General features: G+C 70.3%; 19 protein-coding genes. 14 read left to right on the forward strand and 5 right to left on the reverse strand.

Features of this window, described 5'->3' with window-relative positions; all coding sequences use genetic code 11:
• Positions 1-75: 75 nt before the first annotated feature.
• The 11 genes from FBY41_RS15595 (at position 76) to FBY41_RS15645 (ending at position 11,077) form a co-directional block, all read left to right on the forward strand.
• Positions 76-642: an SAF domain-containing protein gene (locus FBY41_RS15595; RefSeq protein ID WP_260439829.1), complete on the forward strand. Its 567-nt coding sequence runs from the start codon at positions 76-78 to the stop codon at positions 640-642.
• Positions 643-646: 4 nt separating this feature from the next.
• The gene (locus FBY41_RS15600) at positions 647-1,450 is read left to right on the forward strand and encodes a hypothetical protein (protein ID WP_141845229.1); all 804 of its coding nucleotides are present in this window, start codon (positions 647-649) and stop codon (positions 1,448-1,450) included.
• 185 nt (positions 1,451-1,635) lie between these two features.
• A complete protein-coding gene (locus tag FBY41_RS15605; RefSeq protein ID WP_141845230.1) occupies positions 1,636-3,090 on the forward strand; it encodes a CpaF family protein in 1,455 nt (484 codons plus the stop codon).
• Positions 3,087-3,980, forward strand: a complete 894-nt coding sequence (locus FBY41_RS15610; RefSeq protein WP_141845231.1) for a type II secretion system F family protein — start codon at positions 3,087-3,089, stop codon at positions 3,978-3,980. Before FBY41_RS15605 ends, FBY41_RS15610 begins: the two co-directional genes overlap by 4 nt.
• A complete protein-coding gene (locus FBY41_RS15615; RefSeq protein WP_260439830.1) occupies positions 3,977-4,903 on the forward strand; it encodes a type II secretion system F family protein in 927 nt (308 codons plus the stop codon). The genes FBY41_RS15610 and FBY41_RS15615 overlap by 4 nt, the downstream gene beginning before the upstream one ends.
• Before the next feature lie 125 nt (positions 4,904-5,028).
• A complete protein-coding gene (locus tag FBY41_RS15620) occupies positions 5,029-5,271 on the forward strand; it encodes a hypothetical protein (RefSeq protein WP_141845232.1) in 243 nt (80 codons plus the stop codon).
• A gap of 25 nt (positions 5,272-5,296) precedes the next feature.
• The gene (locus FBY41_RS15625) at positions 5,297-5,713 is read left to right on the forward strand and encodes a TadE family protein (RefSeq protein ID WP_141845233.1); all 417 of its coding nucleotides are present in this window, start codon (positions 5,297-5,299) and stop codon (positions 5,711-5,713) included.
• Positions 5,710-6,174: a TadE/TadG family type IV pilus assembly protein gene (locus FBY41_RS15630; RefSeq protein ID WP_141845234.1), complete on the forward strand. Its 465-nt coding sequence runs from the start codon at positions 5,710-5,712 to the stop codon at positions 6,172-6,174. The genes FBY41_RS15625 and FBY41_RS15630 overlap by 4 nt, the downstream gene beginning before the upstream one ends.
• 125 nt (positions 6,175-6,299) lie before the next feature.
• Positions 6,300-6,713 carry a pilus assembly protein TadG-related protein gene (locus FBY41_RS15635; protein ID WP_141845235.1) on the forward strand — a complete coding sequence of 138 codons (414 nt, stop codon included), beginning with the start codon at positions 6,300-6,302 and terminating at the stop codon, positions 6,711-6,713.
• On the forward strand, positions 6,710-10,354 hold the full coding sequence (locus FBY41_RS15640; RefSeq protein ID WP_141845236.1) for a LysM peptidoglycan-binding domain-containing protein: 3,645 nt from the start codon (positions 6,710-6,712) through the stop codon (positions 10,352-10,354). Before FBY41_RS15635 ends, FBY41_RS15640 begins: the two co-directional genes overlap by 4 nt.
• Before the next feature lie 84 nt (positions 10,355-10,438).
• Positions 10,439-11,077: an IS3 family transposase gene (locus FBY41_RS15645; protein WP_141845237.1), complete on the forward strand. Its 639-nt coding sequence runs from the start codon at positions 10,439-10,441 to the stop codon at positions 11,075-11,077.
• Positions 11,078-11,759: 682 nt separating this feature from the next.
• Here FBY41_RS15645 and FBY41_RS15650 read toward each other — a convergent pair.
• From FBY41_RS15650 to FBY41_RS15670, 5 genes are all read right to left on the reverse strand, one after another.
• A complete protein-coding gene (locus tag FBY41_RS15650) occupies positions 11,760-12,365 on the reverse strand; it encodes a recombinase family protein (protein WP_141845238.1) in 606 nt (201 codons plus the stop codon).
• A gap of 130 nt (positions 12,366-12,495) precedes the next feature.
• On the reverse strand, positions 12,496-12,765 hold the full coding sequence (locus FBY41_RS15655; RefSeq protein ID WP_141845239.1) for a hypothetical protein: 270 nt from the start codon (positions 12,763-12,765) through the stop codon (positions 12,496-12,498).
• Between the two features lie 347 nt (positions 12,766-13,112).
• A complete protein-coding gene (locus FBY41_RS15660; RefSeq protein WP_141845240.1) occupies positions 13,113-13,766 on the reverse strand; it encodes a hypothetical protein in 654 nt (217 codons plus the stop codon).
• A 102-nt stretch (positions 13,767-13,868) separates the two neighbouring features.
• On the reverse strand, positions 13,869-14,903 hold the full coding sequence (locus FBY41_RS15665) for a DUF4192 domain-containing protein (RefSeq protein ID WP_141845241.1): 1,035 nt from the start codon (positions 14,901-14,903) through the stop codon (positions 13,869-13,871).
• A 435-nt stretch (positions 14,904-15,338) separates the two neighbouring features.
• Positions 15,339-17,216: a vWA domain-containing protein gene (locus FBY41_RS15670; protein WP_185749101.1), complete on the reverse strand. Its 1,878-nt coding sequence runs from the start codon at positions 17,214-17,216 to the stop codon at positions 15,339-15,341.
• Between the two features lie 668 nt (positions 17,217-17,884).
• On the opposite strand from FBY41_RS15670, the gene FBY41_RS15675 reads away from it, so the two are divergent.
• The 3 genes from FBY41_RS15675 to FBY41_RS15685 all read left to right on the forward strand — a co-directional run bounded on the left by FBY41_RS15675 (position 17,885) and on the right by FBY41_RS15685 (position 19,962).
• Positions 17,885-18,934, forward strand: a complete 1,050-nt coding sequence (locus FBY41_RS15675; protein WP_185749102.1) for a hypothetical protein — start codon at positions 17,885-17,887, stop codon at positions 18,932-18,934.
• 181 nt (positions 18,935-19,115) lie between these two features.
• Complete coding sequence (locus FBY41_RS15680) at positions 19,116-19,538, forward strand: helix-turn-helix domain-containing protein (RefSeq protein ID WP_141845244.1); 423 nt, start codon at positions 19,116-19,118, stop codon at positions 19,536-19,538.
• Positions 19,539-19,773: 235 nt separating this feature from the next.
• On the forward strand, positions 19,774-19,962 hold the full coding sequence (locus FBY41_RS15685; RefSeq protein WP_141845245.1) for a hypothetical protein: 189 nt from the start codon (positions 19,774-19,776) through the stop codon (positions 19,960-19,962).
• Positions 19,963-20,165: the final 203 nt, after the last annotated feature.

Genomic DNA, 20,165 nt, shown 5'->3' on the forward strand with positions numbered 1-20,165 from the left:
CACGCGACGCCCGCGCCAGTCCCGGCGGCCCCGCTGTCCCCGGCGCCGAAGCTGCGTCGCCGTCCCATCCTGGTCGTGGCCTCGGTCGCAGCCGTCTGCCTGGGCGCCCTGCTCGGTGCCTGGGCCTGGACGTCGACGAGCAACACCCACGACGTGGTCGCGGTCCGGGCGACCATCGCCCGTGGCGAGACGATCGACCGAGCCGACCTGATGACGGTCCAGGTCGGTGTCGACCCCGGCCTGCGGACCGTCGCCGGGGACAGCCTGCCTGACCTGGTGGGCCAGCGGGCCGCGATGGACATGGCCGCCGGGAGCCTCGTGACAGCCGAGTCCGTCACGCGTTCGGTCATCCCTCCCGCAGGTCAGTCGGTCGTCGGTGTCGCCCTGCCGCCCTCCCTGATGCCGGGCGAACCGGTGCAGGCCGGCGACACCGTCCGGATCGTCGCCACTCCGGGCGCGCAGGGCGAGGTCACCGACGGGCCGACGGTCGAGGTGACGGCCACGGTCGTGGGCCTGCACCCCGGCGCGGAGCAGGACAAGACGGTCGTGTCCGTCCTGGTCCCCAAGGATGAGGCCGGCGAGCTCGCCGCGCGGGCGGCGACCGGCAGGGTCGCGCTCGTGCTGGACAGTCGGGAGCGGTGACCTGATGGCCCTGATCGTGCTCACCTCAGCCTCCGGATCGCCGGGAACAACGACGTCAGCGGTGGGCCTCGCGCTGACCTGGCCGCGGCCGGTGCTGCTCGTCGAAGCGGACCCGACGGGCGGGTCCTCGGTCCTCGCTGGGTATCTGCGCGGCCAGACCGCCCCGACGGCCTCACTGATCGACCTCGCGCTGGCCCACCGGCACGGCCAGCTGGAGCAGGCAGTACCCAAGGCGACAGTGCGGATCAACGGGACTTCGGCCGCGCTGCTGCCGGGGACCCGCTCGCACACGCAGGCGCCCAGCCTCGTGCCGCTGTGGGAGCCTCTCGCGGCCGCCCTCAAGACGTTGGAACCGACGGGGCAGGACGTCATCGTGGACGCCGGCCGGTTGGGCCTCACGGGGTTCCCGGAGCCGTTGCTGTACGCCGCCGACCTGTGCCTGCTGACGATGCGCTCGGATCTGGTGTCCCTGTCCGGGGCCCGGTCCTGGGCGCAGACGTTGCGGGCCGGCTTCGAGCGCGTGGGCGGCTCCGCGTCCCTGGCGGTGCTGATGGTGGGCGAGGGCCACCCGTACACCGCCCGTGAGGTCCACAAGGTGCTGCAGATCCCCGTGATCGCCTCTCTCGCATGGGAGCCCGCTGCCGCCCGGGTCTTCGGTAGGGGCGCAAAGGCGCCGCGGAAGTTCGGCACGTCACCGCTCGTGCGAAGCCTGACCGCCGCCCGGGACGCGATCGACTCCACGGTCGCCGCCAACCGGGCCGAGCTCGCAGGCCAGCCCTTGCGCAGTTCGATGGGAGCCCGGTCATGAACGAGCACGCCGGCTTCCCGAGCCCTGCACGGTCGACGGACCACAGCGTGTCCATGGACCCGACCGATCCGACATCGCTGCCGCTGTTCGCGACACCGACACCGACATCAGTGCAGACGCCCGCGTCACCACCGGCAGGGACCTCGGCGCCGTCGCGGCCTGGGCGCGTGCGGGGCACCTTCACGATGCGGCCGACGCCTGAGCGTGACCCAGAGCGAGTTTCGTCGCCAGACCTGCCCGAGCGGACTCGGGGGGACCTGCGTCCGGTGCGGGCGGCATACGGGAACGAGCTGGACTGGGAGCTGGTGGCGGCGCTGCGCCAGCAGGCCTCCGACCGGCTCAGCGCCGCTCTCGGGGAGGAGCGGGCGCACCTATCGCAGCTCGTGCAGCGGGAGCGGGGGCGCGCGATCATCCTGGACCTGCTCAACGACGAGTCGGTGGCCCGGGTCGAGGCGGGGCAGGCCCAGTGGAGCGTGGCCGAGCAGGACGAGATGGCTCAGGCCCTGGACGATGCGCTGTTCGGGCTTGGGCGGCTGCAGCCGCTGGTGGATGACGACCGGGTCGAGAACATCATCGTCACCGGCTGCGACCGGGTGACCCTCGAGCTGACCGACGGGCGGATGGTGCCCGGTCCGGCGGTCGCGAACAGCGACCAGGAGCTCATCGACTTCCTCGTGTTCCTGGCGAGCCGGTCCGAGGCGAACGCGCGGCCGTTCTCCGAGGCGCAGCCGAAGCTGCACCTGCGCCTGGACGGTGGGGCGCGGCTGGCCGCGGTCGCGTGGGTGATGCCGCGACCGTCGATGGTGATCCGGCGGCACCGGCTGCGGCAGGTGACGCTGGCGGATCTCGTGGCGCGGGGCAACCTGTCCGAGACGGCGGCCTCGTTCCTGCGGGCGGCGGTCCGGGCCCGCAAGTCCATCGTCGTGTCGGGGGCGCAGGGCGCGGGGAAGACGACGTTGGTGCGCGCGTTGTGCGCCGAGATCCCGCGGCACGAGATCATCGGCACCTTCGAGACCGAGTACGAGCTGCACCTGCACGAGCTGACCGAGACCCACCCCATCGTCTTCGCGTGGGAGGCCCGGCCCGGGTCGGGCGAGCGCGGCGCGGACGGCCGGCAGGCGGGCGAATTCACCCTCAGCGAGGCACTGTTCGACTCGTTCCGGTTCAACCTCTCCCGGCAGATCGTCGGCGAGGTCCGCGGCCACGAGATCCTCGCGATGCTCAAAGCGATGGAGTCCGGCGCCGGGTCAATCAGCACGACGCACGCCGTCAACGCCGAAGGGGCGATCAACAAGCTCGTCACCTGCGCGATGGAAGCCGGGCCGCACGTGACCCACGACTACGCGGTGCGCGCCATCGCCGCCAGCATCAACCTCGTCGTGCACGTCCACCTGGAGACCAGCCCGCTGGCAGACGGCACCGCGCAACGCGCCCGCTGGGTCTCTGAGGTCATCACCGTCACCCCGGGCGAGCGAGAGAAGGGGTATGCCGTACAGAAGGTCTTCGCGACCACGCCCGGGGCGCGCATGGCAACCCCGAACGTGCTCCCGGACGACTACCGCGACCTGCAGCAGTGGGGCTTCGACCTGCCCGGCTTCTACGGGCAGGGTCACGGGCTCGGGGACGAGGCCGCGTCATGACGCCGCTGATCCCGGCCGTGGCCGGCGCGCTCGTCGTCGCGGGCCTGCTCGGGCTCGTCCTGGGCCTCCGGCCACGACCGGCCGAAGCAGACTCGCTTTGCCGGCGGCGCCCGCCCGGGTCGCCCGGGTCGCCAGGGTCACGCCGGCCACGGCTCGCGGGGGTGAGTCGGCGCAGCCAGCGGCTGCTCCTGGCCGGTCTCGCGATCGGTGTCCTGGCGGCAGTGTTGACCGGGTGGGTCGTCGCGATCCTCATCGTGCCAGCGACACTGGCCGGGCTGCCCTACCTGCTGTCCTCCCTGGAGTCGGCGAGCAAGATCGAGCGCCTCGAGGCGATGGAGGAGTGGACCCGTTCCCTGTCCGGCATCCTCACCGCCGGCGTCGGGCTCGAGCAGGCCCTGATCTCCACCCTGCGCTCGACACCGGAGGAGATCCGGCCCGAGGTCACCCGGCTCGCGTCCCGGCTGCGGGCCCGGTGGGGCACCGAACGGGCGTTGCGGGCCTTCGCCGACGAGCTCGACGACGCGACCGGCGACCTCGTCGCCGCCAACCTCATCCTCGGCGCCCGCCGCCGCGGCGCCGGCGTCGCCAGCGTCCTGGAAGCCCTCGCGGAGTCCGTCGCCGCCGACGTCCGGGCTCGACGCGAGATCGAGGCCGACCGGGCCAAACCGCGCTCGACGGCCCGCTGGGTCACCATCATCACCATCGGCGTCCTCGCGGTCCTCGCCCTGACCGGCGACTACATCACCCCCTACGCGACCCCGTTCGGACAGATCATCCTCGTCGTCATGCTGAGCCTCTACGTGGCGACGCTGATCTGGATGAAGCGGATGGCCATCGGGCAGAGCCTCCCGCGGTTCATCGGTACGGCCGCGAAGGAGGCGGCCCGATGATGCCTACGGGACTGCAGCTGGCGATCCTCGCGGGCGGCCTCGTCGGGCTCGGCGTCGCCCTGATCGTGTGGCGGCTCACCCCAGCCGACCCGGACCTGGGCGACGCCCTGAAGCGGCTCTCACCCAACAACAGTCGGTCACGAGGCGACCTCGGCCAAGCCGGCGCGGACAGTGTGGTCGCAGCGGACGCGCGGGAACGGCTCGGGCTGTGGGGGATGAAGACGCTGCCCGCCGGGGCGTGGGGCAGCGTCCCCGTCAAGGAGCTGGCGATCCTGCGGATCCCGGTGAGCCGCTTCTACGGCGAGAAGCTCATGTTCGCCGGGCTGGGGCTGCTGGCCCCGCCCCTGCTCGCAGCCTTCTTCACCCTGCTGCGCCTGCCCGTCCCCGTCGTCATCCCCGTCCTCGCCTCGCTCGGAGCCGCGGTGGTCTTCTTCTTCCTGCCCGACTACAACGCCCGCGACGACGCGAAGAAGGCCCGTGCCGAGTTCACTCGCGCCCTCGGCGCCTACATCGACCTCGTCGCCCTCGAACGCAACAGCGGAGCCGGTCCCCGGCAGGCGATGGAAGCCGCCGCCGACGTCGGCGACTCCTGGGTCTTCCGGCGCCTCGGTGAGGAGCTCGCCCGGACCCGCTGGTCCGGCCTGACCCCGTGGGACGCGCTGCGCAACCTCGCCGACGAGCTCGGCCTGCCCGAGCTGCAGGACCTGGCCGACATCATGCGCCTCTCCGGGGAGGAGGGCGCGCAGATCTACTCCAACCTGCGTGCCCGGTCCGCGGGGATGCGCGCCGCGATGCTCGGCGCCGAGAAGGCCAAGGCCAACGAGGTCGGCGAACGCATGTCCATCCCGATGAGCCTGCTCGGCGTCATCTTCCTCGCCATCCTCGTCGCGCCCGCGCTGCTGCGGGCAATGGGCGACACCTGACCTTAAAGGACTCAAACGCCACTGCACCGCAACCGAATTCGCATCACCCTGCACCCCCCCAGCGCACGTGAACAACCCGGAGAACTCGGAACCACCCGGCAGACACACGAAGACAGGAGAGGCCCATGCACTACCTCGCAGCGACCCTGCACATCCTCAGCGCCACCCTCACGGACAAGGCCGAGACGACGCTGGACGCCAGGCTCAGACGAAACCCCAACCCGGACGGAGGCGCGGGCCGCGACTCAGACAGGGGTGCGGTCACCATGGAGATGGTGATCTGGGCGGTCGCGATCATCGGCATCGTCGGCATCGTGGTCGCAGCCATCACGAACTACGTGACCTCCAAGGCCGGCAGCATCAGATAGCAGCCACCGGATCCGCAGACCGGCGATGAGCAGCACCCGCGCGCCCAGACAGCGCCGCCGCACCGCGGCGGGGCCATCCGAGCGCGGCTCCGCCTCGATCCAGATGGTGCTGCTGCTGCCGGTGCTCTTCGCGGTCATGTTCCTCGGGATGCAGGCGGCGTTGTTCTACCACGCGAGGTCCGTCGCGATCGCCGCAGCGCAGGAGGGAGCGAGGGCCTCCTCGGTCGAGGACGGCAGCGGGGGAGCGGGGACGGCCGCGGCGGCATCCTTCGTCGCCGCGGCCGGCGGCGACGACGTCCTCAAGAGCACCCACGTCACAAGCAGCCGGACGACGCAGGTCGCGACCGTGACCGTCACCGGGACCTCGCTCAGCGTCATCCCGGGCTGGTCGCCCTTCGTGCGGCAGTCGGCGACGGTGCCCGTCGAACGGATCACCCGATGAGCAGCCCTCCACACCCCCGGTGCCCCCGTCTCCAGTGCCGTCAGAAGGGCACCGAACGTGGCTCGGCCGTCATCGAGACCGTGATCGGCGTCCCCGCGTTCCTGCTCTTCGTCGGGCTCATCATCTTCGCCGGTCGGATGGCCATCGCGCACCAGGCCGTCGAGGCGGCCGCCAACAGCGCAGCCCGTTCGGCATCGATCTCCCGAACCCAAGGAGACGCGGAAGGGGCCGCGTCGTCTGCAGCCAGCTCCGCGCTGGCGAGCCAAGGGCTCACCTGCGCCAGCACGGCCGTGTCGGTCGACACGACCGGGTTCGCCGCCCCGGTCGGCACCCCCGCCCAGGTCACCGCGACCGTGACCTGCGAGGTCAACCTCGCCGACCTGTCCGCGCCCGGCGTCCCCGGCAGCAAGACCGTCACCGCCACGACGCGGTCCGCCATCGACACCTACCGAGAACGGTGATGACCATGACGACGAGCACGAGGAGCACGAGGAGCACGACGAGCACGAGGTGGACGACGAGCACGGCGACACGGCGACCGAGCCCTGAGCGCTGGACAATTCGTGAACGCCGCCAACTTACGAGGATGGCACGCGACTGCGGCTCGGTGAGCATCTGGCTGGCAGCCAGCGGCCTCGTCATGATCATCCTCGTCGGGCTCGCCGTCGACCTCGGAGGCAAGGTCGGCGCCCAGCAGCGCGCCCAGGACGTCGCCCGCCAGGCTGCCCGCGCCGGCGGCCAGCAGCTGCAGGCGGCGGCAGCGGTCCGCGGCGACGGGGTCACCGTCGACCCGACGGCCGCCCGAAGAGCCGCCCAGACCTACCTCGCCGGGTCGGGCCTGACCGGGACCGCGACGGTCGTGGACGGTCAGACCGTGCACGTCAGCACCACGGCGACCTACGAGTGCACGTTCCTGGGCATCATCGGGCTGAGCGTGTTCACCGTCCACGGGGCCGCCGACTCCCGCACCACCCGCTCCGTCGACGGGGTCGAGCGATGACCCTTGGGACTGAGCGGGGCGCCCGGCTGCGGGCCCGTCTGATCGGCCTGGCCGCGGCGGCCGGGCTGACCGCGATCCTGCTCGGCCTCCCCGCCGCGTTGCTGACCGTGGGCGCCGACCTCATCCCGGACACGATCCCCTCCGTGCCCTCGATGAGCCGGTTGTGGGCGGCGCTGACCAGCCCGGACGACGGGTCCCTCGTGCTGAGCGTGCTCACGATCGTCGGCTGGGCTGCCTGGCTCTTCCTGGCGGGTTCCATTGTCCTCGAGGTGATCTCCCGGCTACGCGGGGTCCGCGCTCCCCGGCTCCCGGGGCTGGCGATGCCCCAGGTGGCCGCACGGAACCTGGTCAGCGCCGCGCTGCTGCTCTTCATCACCGCGCCCGTCGGCGCCCAGCCGGCCAGGGCCGCCACCATCCCGAGATCCCCTGCGGTTGTCACTGCCACGGTTGAGATCCCCGCCGGGGCCCACGCGGAAAGCAACGCCACACCCCAGGAAGGGCGTCCCGCCCAAGTCGCCACGGGAAGCGGCGCCGCGACGGCAGACAAACTGACTCTTGGCCGCCCGAGTCAGCGGGGGAGTGCTCCGCCGTTGCTGACACACACCGTCAAGCGGGGCGAGTCGCTATGGTCGATCGCCGAACAGCGGCTCGGCTCCGGGGCGCGTTTCGGTGAGATCGCGGCCCTCAACACCGAGGTGCTCGGCGACAAGCCCGGCTTCCTCACGCCGGGCACCCTGCTCGTCATCCCCAGGGAGGCCACGACAGACACCGTCAACACGGTCACCGTCGAGCCGGGGGACACGCTCTCGCAGATCGCACAGGAGCAGCTGGGGGCCGCGGGCCGGTGCCCAGAGATCTTCGACGCCTCCAAGGACACCATTCAGCCCGACGGCGCCCAACTGACCGACCCGGACTTCATCCAGCCGGGGTGGACCCTCACCATGCCCCCCGCAGATGGAGCAGCGACCCGTGCGCCCGAGAGCGACCAGGCAGCGGACACGGGCGAGCGGACCGTCACCGTGCGACCGGGAGACACCCTCTCCGGTATCGCGAAGGAAGAGCTGGGAAGCGCCAGCCGCTACCCCGAGATCTTCAACGCCTCCACGAACACCCGGCAGGCGGACGGCGAACAGCTGCGAGACCTGGACCTCATCCGCCCCGGATGGATCCTGACCATCCCCCCAGCCGACGAGCAGGCCACCCCGCAGGCGCCCGCCGAGCCGGCCCACTCATCCGAGCGCCACGTGCCACTCCGGTCGGCGCCCGAGCACGGCATCCATCCACCACCGCCTGCGTCTGCCGAGGGATCCGCCGACGCGGTCGGTTCAACAACGACCGCGGCCGAGGGCGCGACACCGACGACACCCCTAGCCCCTCGGCCAGCCGAAAGCCCAACAGCCACAAGCAGATCCGTACCGACAGCAACTCCCGGGTCGTCGCTCGAAGCGCCGACGACCGTAGATGAGCAGGGTGAGGTGCCGGCCTCCTGGGTACTGACCGGGCTAACCGGCGCGGGAGCGCTCCTTGCAGGGTCGATGCTCCTGAGCCTGCGCAGACGACGGACAGCCCAGTTCAGGGCACGACGCCCCGGCCGGACGATCGCCACACCCGAGCCGGCCCTCGCGCCGGTGGAGAAGACCGTCATCGCCGTCGGCGGCGACAGCGCCCCGACCGTCGACTACCTCGACGAGATGCTCCGCCGCCTCGCAGCCGCCCACACCCGGACCGGCGGCGCCGTCCCGCAGCTCGCGGCCGTCGAGCTGACCAAGTCGACGATCCGCCTGCACCTGATCAGCCCGGCCGGAATCGCCGCGCCCTGGCAGGGCACACCCGACCAGCTGCACTGGACGCTGCCCACCGGCACCCCGCTCGACAAGGTCGGGCCAGCCGTGCCCGACCAGCCCGCTCCCTACCCCCTGCTCGTCACGATCGGCGCCAGCGACACCGGCGACCCCTGGCTGCTCAACCTCGAGGACCTCGACGTCAGCATCACCGGCGACGCCGACTTCAGCCGCGACCTGGCCAGGTACCTGCTCGCCGAGATCGCCTGCAACCCGTGGTCACACGGCGTGCGGGTCGACATGATCGGGGTTGGCGCCGAGGTGGCCGCCATGAATCCTGACCGGCTCCGCGTGCATGCCGGCGGCGACCCGGCCGCGGACGTGTTCACCGACGCCATCGCGACCCTCGACCGAGTCCACGACCTTGGCGACGACGACGTGGCCACCGCCCGGGCCGCTCAATCCGGCGCCGACGCCTGGCCGGCACGCCTGCTCATCCTCGACACCGCAGCCGACGCCGCGCCGGTCACCCCCGCCCTGACGCAGCTGCTCGAGCTCATCCACGGACACGCCGGCCGCACCGCCACCAGCGTTGTCGTCTGCGGCGAGCGCACCAACAGCAGCGCCAGCAGCACAGACCCAACGATGGAGATCACCGTGACGTCGGACGGGCGGGTCCTGTTGCCGGCCGTTGGGCTCGACCTCGTCGCGGTCGGCCTCACCCCGGACGAAGCCCAAGGCTGCGCAGTCCTGCTCGCCCAGAGCGAGGACCTCGACGACGTCCCCATCCCCATCCCCACCACCACCGATGCCGGGGAGGGTTGGCGGTCCTGGAGCAACGAGGCCGGCGCTCTGCGGAACGAACACACCCTGCCCCGGACCGTCGACGAGCAGAGCCTCGGCCAACCGGTCACCACCGTCCTCGACCTCGCCGACGAGGAGTACCTCCGCGACGGCGCGACCACCCGAGAGGACCTGCAAGCACTCGCACCCAAGGTCACCGCCCAGGTCAGCGACGCCGTGCTCGCCGCGGACCCCACCCTCGACGCGGACCTCGCCGCATGGTGGTCAGACGACTGCCGGCTGCCACGCCTGACCCTGCTCGGGCCGGTGAGCGCCCGGACCCGGGGGACGCCGCTGACCAAGCGCAAGCACTACTTCACCGAGATGCTCACCTACCTCGCCACCCGCCCCCACGGCGCCACCCCCGCCGAGCTCGCCGACACCTTCAACATCACCCAGGCCAAGGCCCGCGACTACATCCGGATCCTGCGCGACTGGCTCGGAGCGAACCCCCGCACCGGCGACAAGCACCTCCCCGACGCCCGGAAGGCACCCGCCGCCCTCGCCCGCGGCGTCGGCGTCTACCAGGTCGTCGACGTCCTCGTGGACGCCGACCTCTTCCGCCGCCTCCGTGTCCGTGGAGAGGCACGCGGACCCGAAGGGATCGAGGACCTCGACGCCGCGCTGCGGCTCGTGCAGGGCCAACCGTTCAGCAGCCTCAAAGAAGACCGCTGGTACTGGCTCGTCGACGGAGACCGGATCGACCAGCACCTGCTGTGCGCCATCGTCGACGTCGCCCACCTCGTCACCACCCACAGCCTGCGAGCAGGCGACCTCCGACGGGCCAGGCTCGCCGCGGAGACCGCCGCACTCGCCGCACCCGACGAGGAGATCCCCAGGCTTGACCTCGCTGCCGTCGCTGATGCGGAGGGCCACCATGCAGAGGCGGACCGGATCCTGCGCGATGACGTTCTCAGCCGCTCGGACCACGAAGGTGCGCCGCCGGAGCTCAACGACCGCACCAAGCAGGTCATCGCTGGCAAGGACTGGCTGGAACGAACACGTCACGCCAGCTGAGCCTGGTAGGTCAATGTCGTCCATGCGGAATATAGATCGAACACTTAGATCTCATCCGTTAGACCTTCTTTTCTTTCCCGGCTGATGAAGGCCAAGAGCCCACGCACCACGCTGCCCGCGCGCACCGGGCACCCCGACGACCTCGTCGAGCGCAACTTCACCGCCGATGCACCCGACCGGCTCTGGGTCGCGGACATCACCTATGTCCGGACCTGCTCGGGCTGGGTGTACGCGGCATTCGTGATGGACATGTTCTCCCGCCGGATCGTTGGCTGGCAGGTGTCGACCTCGCTGCACACGACCCTCGCGTTGGACGCCCTCGAGATGGGCATCTGGTCGCGGCAGCGGGCCGGCCGCGACCTGACCGGCCTGATCCATCACAGCGACCGCGGCGTGCAGTACCGAGCGGTCCGCTACACCGAACGGCTGGAAGAGGAAGAGCTCGTCGCTTCCGTTGGCAGTAAAGGCGATTCGTACGATAACGCAGCCGCCGAGGCATTCAACTCGACGTTCAAGACCGAACTGATCCGTAATCCTAAGCTGCTGTCGAGACGCGGACCGTGGAAGAGCATCGACGACCTGGAGATCGCCGTCGCTGAGTGGGTCGACTGGTACAACACCAGCCGCCTCCACGGCAGCCTCGGCGACATCCCACCCATCGAGTACGAGACCAAGCACTACGCTGCACAACAGCCCTCACAGCTCGTGGGGGCAACACCCTGAAGGCCTCCATCAAACCCGGGGTGAATCAACGGTGATGAGACGGCCGGGTACAGCACTTGGGGGCGTTGGACGGCGTCGCCGACGCTGAACGGCACGTACGTGGTCAACCGGGATGTTGCCCCGCAGTGGGTGACGGGGTGGCAGAAACAGCCCACCCTCTACCACTGCTGGCCGCTGCTGCCCGGGCGGCCTATCCAAGCGGTGGACGTCCTGAACCTCGTCGCGGTGGCCCTCAGGCAATCTGGGGTCGCGCGGGCGGCGACCCTTACCGGTTTGAGCCCATGGCGTGGGCCGGGGACTCAGATGGCGGCGACCCGGGCACGCTCGCCCCGGTACTGGGAATGGCTGAACCCTCGATGGGAACGTCGCTGCAAGGGTCGCTTCAACCCTCGTATAACGAGGCCGCCCGTGCCGGCCAACAGGAGTCAGGCTACTGGACCGCGCCCGCCTTCTCGCTCTTGGCTGCCGTATCGCGCCCAGAAGACAAGCACACCGCGCGGTGGCTCGCGCACATCCTGTCATCGGGAGTTCCGCGCGCCGAAGCGACCGCTCCGTTGGCGCCATCCCGACATGATGGAAGACCCTTCGGACGCAGAAGAAGCGCTGTTGGCCCCCTCCCGTCGAGGTGGCGGGAGGGGGCGCGTTGGCTCGTACTCGCCGGGCAGTAGGGCCGAGCCTTGGCTCAGGATGCTGTGGACGTCGAGGCCGGGTCGGGGTGAAGCGCGGTGTACAAGGTCTGCCGCGCGACGCCCAGCCGCCGGGCGACCACCGCCTTCGGGACACCCGCCTCGATGTCGGCGCGGGCTTGCTCCACTTGCTCTACGCCAAGACGCCGTGCCCTGCCTCGGTATACGCCACGGGCCTTGGCGGCAGCGATGCCCTCGCGCTGTCGGTCCCGGATGAGCGCGCGCTCGAGCTGGGCGAACGCACCCATGACCTGCAGCTGGAAGACGGCGAGCGGGTCGGCCAGGACCGCGGGCTGGAACGTGAGGCCTTCTTTGAGGAACCGCACTGTGACGCCCTCACTGGTCAGCCGGGTGACGAGCTGGTCGAGGTCGATGACGCTGCGGGCGAGACGGTCCATCGACGCCACGACGAGAACGTCCTCGTCGCGGACATGCGCCAGCATGGACGTCAGAGCGGGTCGGTCGGTGCTGACGCCGGACGCGTGGTCGGTGAAGCAGCGATCCCGCTTCCCGCCCAGGGCCTCATGGATCGCGGTCACCTGTCGCTCCGGGTTCTGGTCGGCGGACGAGACGCGGATGTAGGCAAGGACCTGTCCAGGCACCTCTAGACCTCCCTTCGCTTCTGTCCAACCGGGCGGTAAGGGACCTCAGCCGGACGGTCTGGGGCCTTCGAGCTCCCCGTCCAGTTGGGGTCTACCCCGGTGGACACACGTTGCCGAGGAACTCGCGCGGTCACAGTTCCTCATCCTCAAGCTCGTAGCCGGAGTCGTACGCGGAGGGGTAGGCCCAGCGCTGCGAGGTCGATCCGGTGGCGAGACGGGGCGGCCGGGAGAGGACGTCGACGACGCCTTCGACGGCTTTGACGCAGACGATGACGACGTCGGCGAGGTCGCGGACGGCGCGGAGGCCGGCGGTGCCGGTTTCGGGTGAGTGTTGTCGGAGCTTGGAGTAGGCGACGACGACGAGTGCCGCGGCTGCGGCGATGGATAGGACGATGAGCATGGGTTCTCCTCTGCGAGAGGGGAGGAGGCCCGCCGACTGCTCGACGGGCCTCCTGCGACGGGTGGTTCGTGTGGATGCTCAGCGCCGGGCGCGGGCGCGCTTGGCGTGGGTCTGGGCCTGCTGCTGGGCGCGGCGTTCGGCCCGGTTCTGAGGCTCGTAGGCCGCATCCCAGTCGTCGGACTCCTCTGGCACGGAAGGACTCTCGGGGTCCTGCGTGACGACGGTCGGCTTTGGGGCGACGAAGGGCGTCTCGTTCGCGGGTGCCTGGCCCTGCGCTGCTTGGGCCGTCTGAGCCGCGTGAGCCGTGGACACGGCCGGTGACGCGGGGCGCAGAGCATGGCTGACGCTCACGGCCAGGCGGGGGGCGATGACCAGCGGCAGCGCCACCAGCTCGATGGCCCAGCGCAGCGACGAGGAGCCGACGAGCTGCCGAGGAGCCGGTGGACGACGACGCTCTGGCTGGCCGGCCGGACCAGGCCAGCCAGGGAGGTGACAGCCCGGGTGATGGTCTGGCTGACCGGGTGGACGGCCAAACTCACGAAGACCCCGCGAACCATGCTGCCGGCGTCGGCGAGCCCGGTCGCGATCCGGGTCCCGCTCGGTCCGAGCTTCCCGAGCAGCGAGCGGGTCTGCCGCCACAGGGCACTCGCGCCGCCGGCGATCTTGGAGCCGACGAACTGTGCGGTCCGGACGGTGGCCCGCCAGACGGCGGGGATGCTCAGGACGGCGGCTGTGGCGGGGATCGGCCCGACCGATCGGATGAGCTGCCTGAGGCTCGACAGTCGGCCGCCGAGGCCGGCGAGGACGGGGTTGCTGCCGAGCGCGGACAGGGCGGTGCGGGCTTGGCGCAGGACCCAGCCGGCGGCGCCGCGGGGCAGCGCGAGAACGGTGTGGAGGGCGCGCCGTGCTGTCCTCTTGAGGCGCAGCAGGAGCGCGAACCGTTCCTTCGGGGGTGGGGCCGGGACGGCGTAGAGCGTCCGGTCGATAGGTGTAGCGGACATGGTGGATCTCCTTCTAGGTGAGGCCCGGTGGCATCTGCTGCCGGGCATGACGAAGGCCCGCCGCGTTGTGCGGCAGGCCTGGGTTCTTCGGGTGGTGAGGTGTCAGGGGCGGTCGGGGCGGATGCGCTCGTCGAGCATCAGCTGCAGCAGCCGGGCGAGGCGGTAGCCGGGGTCGGCGCGCGGGGCCCGGTCCATGGCGACCCGCGCGATGGCGCCGTCGCCGTGCCACCAGGCGTACGCGGCGAGGACGGTCAGGACCGGTGCGGCGTGCCAGTCGGTGGCGTGCTGGCACAGCAGGACGAGCCGGGCCTGCACCGCTGGGCGATCCGCATCCTCGAGGCCTTGGCCCTGAGCGTCCAGCCGGTCTGTGATCTGCTCCAGCAGGGCTCCCACGTCCTCGGAGAGGGCATCCCGTGCCAGCGTGCCCGGCACGAGCAGGGCGATGATCCCGTCCCGCACCGGGATGGCCGTGAGGGACTGCAAGGCCACGGCTACGTCCCCAAGACTGATCGGGTCGGTGTCGATGGTGAGGATGCGCGCCCACACGTCCGCGAGCCGGCGCAGGGCCTGCTCGCGGGTCAGGGTGGTTCGCGCCTTGCGGCCCCGGTCCAGCAGGGTGGTGAACTCGGCCGCTGCGGGTCCGGGCTCGAGGAGCTGGGCGAGGGCGGTCCGGTTCGGTAGGGGAGCGCTGCCGTGTCCGACGAACTCGGCGAGGGTGGAGGCGACCTCGGCGGGGGCTGGCAGCGGCCTGCCGTCGGGTGGACAGCACGTCGGCCGGTCGCAGTCGAGGGATCGCCACCGCCCGTCGTGGACGACGAGCCGGTCCCGGGTGGCGATCCCGTCGGTGCGCAGCTGCTCGCTGAGGGCCTCGAGGAGCGGCAGGCTCTCGCCCCGAGTGGTCTCGTAGCCGACGAGCAGAACGGCTTCGGCCTCGTCCTTGAGGACGTGCCGTGCGAGGGTGTGCGCGACCTCGGTGGCGCGGTCGGGATCGGGCAGGTCCATCCGCTGGGTGAGGCTGAGCTTGGTGTCCCGCAGCGCCATGACGACGATCGAGTGTGCGGGCTCGAAGCCGAGCAGGTGCGGGATGACGGCGAGCAGCTCCGCGAGGCTGCGCAGGGTGATCGGTGGTGCGGTCATGGTGGTTCCTTTCAGGGATGGACCCGGAGCGGTGTCCGGGCAAGCGAAAAGGCCCGCCACTGATGTGACGGGCCCTTCGTGAAACTCGTGCGAGGGGGTTTCTCCAGCCCAGTCTCGGACGTGGTTATCCCGATGCCTCGTAGTGCCCAATATACTACGAATGAGGTTGCGGCAGAATGGAAGTCGAGGAAGGTGCGCCGCGGCCAGCGCGGCCAGCGCGGCCAGCGCGGTACGCCGTGCGCGCGTTCGAGCCGCTGAAGAGGGCTCGCGCTGAGGCCACGAACAGGTGGTGACTCAGGGGCAGATCGACTCGCTCCGCGCCGGTTCGGGCCATGTGTTCCGCGCGCACATCGCCGCTTGCGCCGAACGGGAGACGGTGTGGGCGTGGGAGGGGCCGGTGCTGGCGCACCGGCCCCTCTCGTCGTGCGGTGGGCGTCAGCCCTTGTGGATCTGGATCGAGCCGCCTGCGAGGGCGGTGGTCGGGTTGGCGGTGTCGCCGCTACCGATCTGGTTGTCGTAGACGATCGTGCTGTCCGCGGTCTTCCAGATCTTGATCCGGAACTTGTCGGGGCTGCCGTTGGTCGCGGTGAGCATGAAGCCGTAGCCGCTCGCGCCGTTGACGGTGCCGGTGCCCTTGTACTGCGCCTTGTCAGCGGCCACAACGAGCCACTGGTAGGCGTCGGAGTGGAAGTTCAGGTTGCCGGCCTGGAACTGGAACTCCGTGCTGCCGGTCGGGACGGTCGCGCCCTTCTGGTACTTCGAGACGAAGCCGAAGTTCGCGCGGCCGGATGCGCCCGGGTCGGCGGGGTAGGCGCCGGCCGGGGAGTTGATCCAGCCGCCGCCGGTGACGAAGCCGCCGTTGGGGTCGAAGACCACGACGAACGCGCACGTCTTGCTGTCGCTGCCGCCGTCGTCGTCGGCCACGGTGACCGTGATGTCGAAGATTCCTGCGGTGGCGTATGGGTGGGTGCCGCCCACGGGCGAGGTCGCAGCGCTCGGGCCGGTGCTGGTGCCGTCGCCCCAGTTGACCGTCATCGTGTGCGTGTCGGCCGTGCCCGGGTCGGTGAAGGAGCCAGCGAAGCTGACGTTGGTGCCGATCTGGTTCGGGTCCGTCGGGCACGTCGTGAGCGTCAGGCTGGGCGCGACGTTGGTGACGGTGACGGTGGCGGTGTCGGTGTCCGTCAGGCCGCCGGCGTCGGTCACCTCGAGGGTGGCCGTGTCGACGCCGTCGTCGAGACCGTTGTAGGTCGCGATGGCGCTGCCGGCGTCGGTGATGGAGCCGACAGCGGCGTCGGCGCCACTCCACGCGTAGGCGGCGAGCGGGCCTTCCGTGTCAGACGAACCGGTGCCGTCCAACGCGACGGTGGATCCTTCGGGGACCGACACGTCCGGGCCGGCGTCGGCCACGGGGGCGCAGTTGACGTAGACGTTGACGGCCGGGAAGCTCACCGTCGCGCCCTCGTCGTCGGTGTACGCGACGGACTCGTTGACGGGCAGCGACCCGCACGGCGTCCCCTCGTGCACCACGTCGTAGGTGATGGTCAGCAGCTCGGCACCGAGGTTCGCCCGCTTGACGGTGAAACCGGCCAGAGCCTCCCCGGAGACGGCAGCGCCGAGGTTGGCCGCTGCGGTGCCGGAGACGTAGTCCCAGCCGTTTGCCACGGTGACGACGATCTGCGGGTTGGTAGCGCCTGGCACGTTGACTGCCGCGACCAGCGCTTGCAGGATCGCGGCAAGCGAGTTGAAGTCCGCCACCGGGAAGGTGTGTGTGGCATCCGGTGCGGAGGCGATGATGTTCAGCGTTGTCTGGTTGATCCCGCTGCCGACACCGACGGCGAAGACCTCGGCCTCGGACTGCAGGGCCGTCGCTGCTGCGGACGTCGGGTCGCCGCCGTTGGCGTTGCCGTCCGTGATGACGATGACCACCTGGTTACGCCCTGCGGCATGGGGAAGGATTGACGCCGCCTCGTTCAGGCCGCAGGAGATGCACGTGGTGCCTCCCGACTGCGGGTTGTTCGTGATCGCGGTGTTGACGGCGATCTGGTTGTTGCTCAGGCCGATGATGAGTTCTTGGCTGGACGCGAAGCTCACCACGCCGACGCGGCCGCCCTGGGCGAACAGGCCGGCGTTCGCCACTTCGGTGACAACGTCGTTGGCGAACGACTTCAACGTGGTGAAGTCGGTCGGGCTGATGCTGCCCGACTCGTCCAGGACCAGGACGAGGTCCGTCGGCGTCGACTGGACGCTGGTCTCACCCTGAAGGGTGAGGGTCACCGTCGAGGTGCCGCCCGGGTTGATCGACGTCGGACTCACCGACGCACCAGGGCTCATGGCGGCAGCGGCCGTTGGCGCACCGGCCAAGCCGGTCGCCGCGAGGGCCAGTGTTGCCGCGAGGGCGGTAAGAGACCGTTTCAAGGCAGGCTTGCGCCTGCGAACTATTGCGTGCATGCGGAAATCCCCTTGGGACTGCTCAGCGGGTCCACCCTTGATAAGTCGGCCTGCGCCTTTTCTTATCCCACTGACCACAGTGGCACTCGAGCCGCTCCGATACACCAAATTCACCATATAGAACGACCAGAAATGAGCACTAGTGGGGCCGGTGTGAAAGGTGTGCCGATTCCGTTAGGGACGGACCGTCGCCGCATGAGTCTGCGTGACCGTCACTGAGGGACTCTCGGAGCTCCGCTCGTATGAATTTGGGAGAAGGGCCACCTGCTGTCGAACGCCGCCTCGCAGAGTCTGGTTCCGCAGATCTCGGCGCCAGCCCCCTGACTGTCCTGCGGCCGGCCGGAGCCGGGCCGTCCAATTGAATGGTCTTCAACCTCTTCATCACCCCTCTCGGCTTTTGCCACTTCTTGCGGCTGTTTCTGCTGTCGCGTTGGCGCTGATCTGTCAGCGTGGAGAGTGCATGTTTCACCCCCGCCGTAGTCGCGGCCACCGAAGTGCGCGACCGGGGCCTTGAAGAGAAGGGGATGGCCAGGATGGACAAGGACGACACGAAGGCCGGCGCACAAGAGCGCCCCGACGCTGGGGACGTCGGAACGGCGCAGAAGGGCTACGAGAAGCACCTGGAGAAGGCTCGCGCGGATCACGGCCAGAAGCTCGACGGTCAGCTCAAGGCCCTCGAGAAGCTCTCCCAGAAGTACGAGAAGGCTGCCCGCAAGGGCGCCGACGCCGCGGGCCTCGACGTCGAGGCGATGCGAGCCGACTTCCAGGCGGCAGCCGAAGGGGACCAGGACGGCGCCCTGGCGCGGTTCGACAAGGCGCGGGCTACGTGGGCGACTCGGTTGGACAAGGCGGTCACGGCCACAGGCGTCGACCCGAAACAGGGTGCGGCGGAGGCCAAGGCAGTGCTGGGCGACGACGTGCCCAAGGAGCTCGACGTGGCAGGCACGCGCGACGCCGACCGGCTGCTGTCGGCGACCGGACTCGTCGGCTACTCGATCAACATCGGCTCGTGGTGGATCCCGCCGCCCCCGCCTCCGCCTCCGCCGCCGTCGGTCTCGACGCTCACGATCCCGAAGCCCTACACGCTCGGATCGACGACAGGCAGCGCGACCGCGGACCGCAACACCGGCCGGTTGTCGAGCTACAACAACGTGATGGTCGGCTCGCAGCAGCAGCTGGCGTCGGTGGGTGGCTCGTTCGCGGCCGATGCCGCGGTGCGCCGGATCCGGGTCGAGACGATCGTCGATGCGTCCTACTGGACGAACATCGGCGCCATCTGGGGGTATGCCTCGGCCGAGGTCATCCTCAACCTCAAGGTCCTCGATGGTGCGACGCTGCGCGGCAGTCAGCGGCTGAGCCTGGTCCGCACGATCTCTGCCGTGTTGTGGGTCTCCAGTGACAGCGGGTCGGGGGCGTACACGCTCGCGTGCGAGTTCGACCACGCCTACGGCACGCCGAAGACGTATGCCGCCCTCGTGGAGCTCGAGACGTGGGCCGGGGGTGGGGGACTGCTCGTCATCTCACCCGCGACCGCAAGCGGCACGGCGACGCCACGCAACGTGACCGTCACCCTGATGCGCTGACCGGCAGAACACAAGGAACGAGAGAACGCAACGGACGGGAGTCTGTAGCCAGTCTGCAGGCGGGACGCCACCGGCTCGGGGGTCGCGTTCTCGCACTCTTGATGTGCCCGGGCGACCGCGGCGTAACACCACGCGGGCGAGCCCTCACCAATAGGGGCGGGTTTGCGCGTGAATGGTTCTCATGAGCGTCCCAGCAGTTCTTCCTCTGGTCACCGGGCAGCATCGCAACCGGGCCCTGGCGGCTGCCCGTCAGGCCCGTGCGGTCGAGCTCGCCACCCAGGGCTTGACGTACCAGGCGATCGCCGACGAGCTCGGGTACGCCCACAAGGGCACCGTCTACCGGATGGTGCACCAGGCTCTCGCCCGGAACCGCAGAGAGGCCGTGGAGGGCCTCCAGGAGCTCGAGGTGGCCCGTCTCGACGCCGTGCAGCACGCCCTCTGGGACAAGGCCATGGGCGGCGACGTCGGCGCTGGGCAGGTGATCATCCAGATCATCCAGGCCCGGTGCCGGCTTCTCAGTCTGGACCTACGGACGGCCCCGGCCGCGGCCACGCCTCGAACCGTCGTTCTCCGGAAAGAGGAGCGGGAAGCGCTCGGGCTGTGACGTTGGGTTGCCTTCTTTAGGTTGCCATCGTCGCTTGAGGGGACGGCGCGACTGCAGGTTCGACACACGAAACACGAAGCGTGCCTGCTATCACCCGCCAGCTGTCAGTTGTAACGACCAGGGGGAAACGGACGATATAGGGCATGTTGCGCGGCGTCACGGACTCCCAAGGAGGACGCCGCCTCGCACCCTCGACTCGGAGGCCCCCTCCACCGGCCTCCGAGTCGAGCCCCCCTTGCGACGGCGGTTCGGGGCGTACACGGTCGCGTGCGAGTTCGACGCCGCCTACGGCACCCCGAAGAGGGATGCCGCCCTCGTGGATCTGGAGACGTGGGTCGGGGGTGGCGGACTGCTCGTCGTCTCGCCCGCGACCGCGTCCGGCACGGCGACGCCCCGCACCGTGACCGTCACGCTGTTGCGCTGACTGGCAGCGCACCCGAACCGAGAGGGACCCGAGGGAGGCACGTATGAAGCCAGTCTGCAGGCGAGGCGCCATCGGCTCGGGGGTCCCAACGGCGCCTCGCACCCTATACATATGCCAGGCCGGCCCCGGCGCTACAACCTTGGCCAGCCCGCAGACATACCCTTTCTGCGCGGGAGTGGCTTGCTCGTTGTCGCGGCCCCTGG

This window comes from Humibacillus xanthopallidus (genome assembly GCF_006716675.1).
Lineage (GTDB): Bacteria > Actinomycetota > Actinomycetes > Actinomycetales > Dermatophilaceae > Humibacillus > Humibacillus xanthopallidus_B.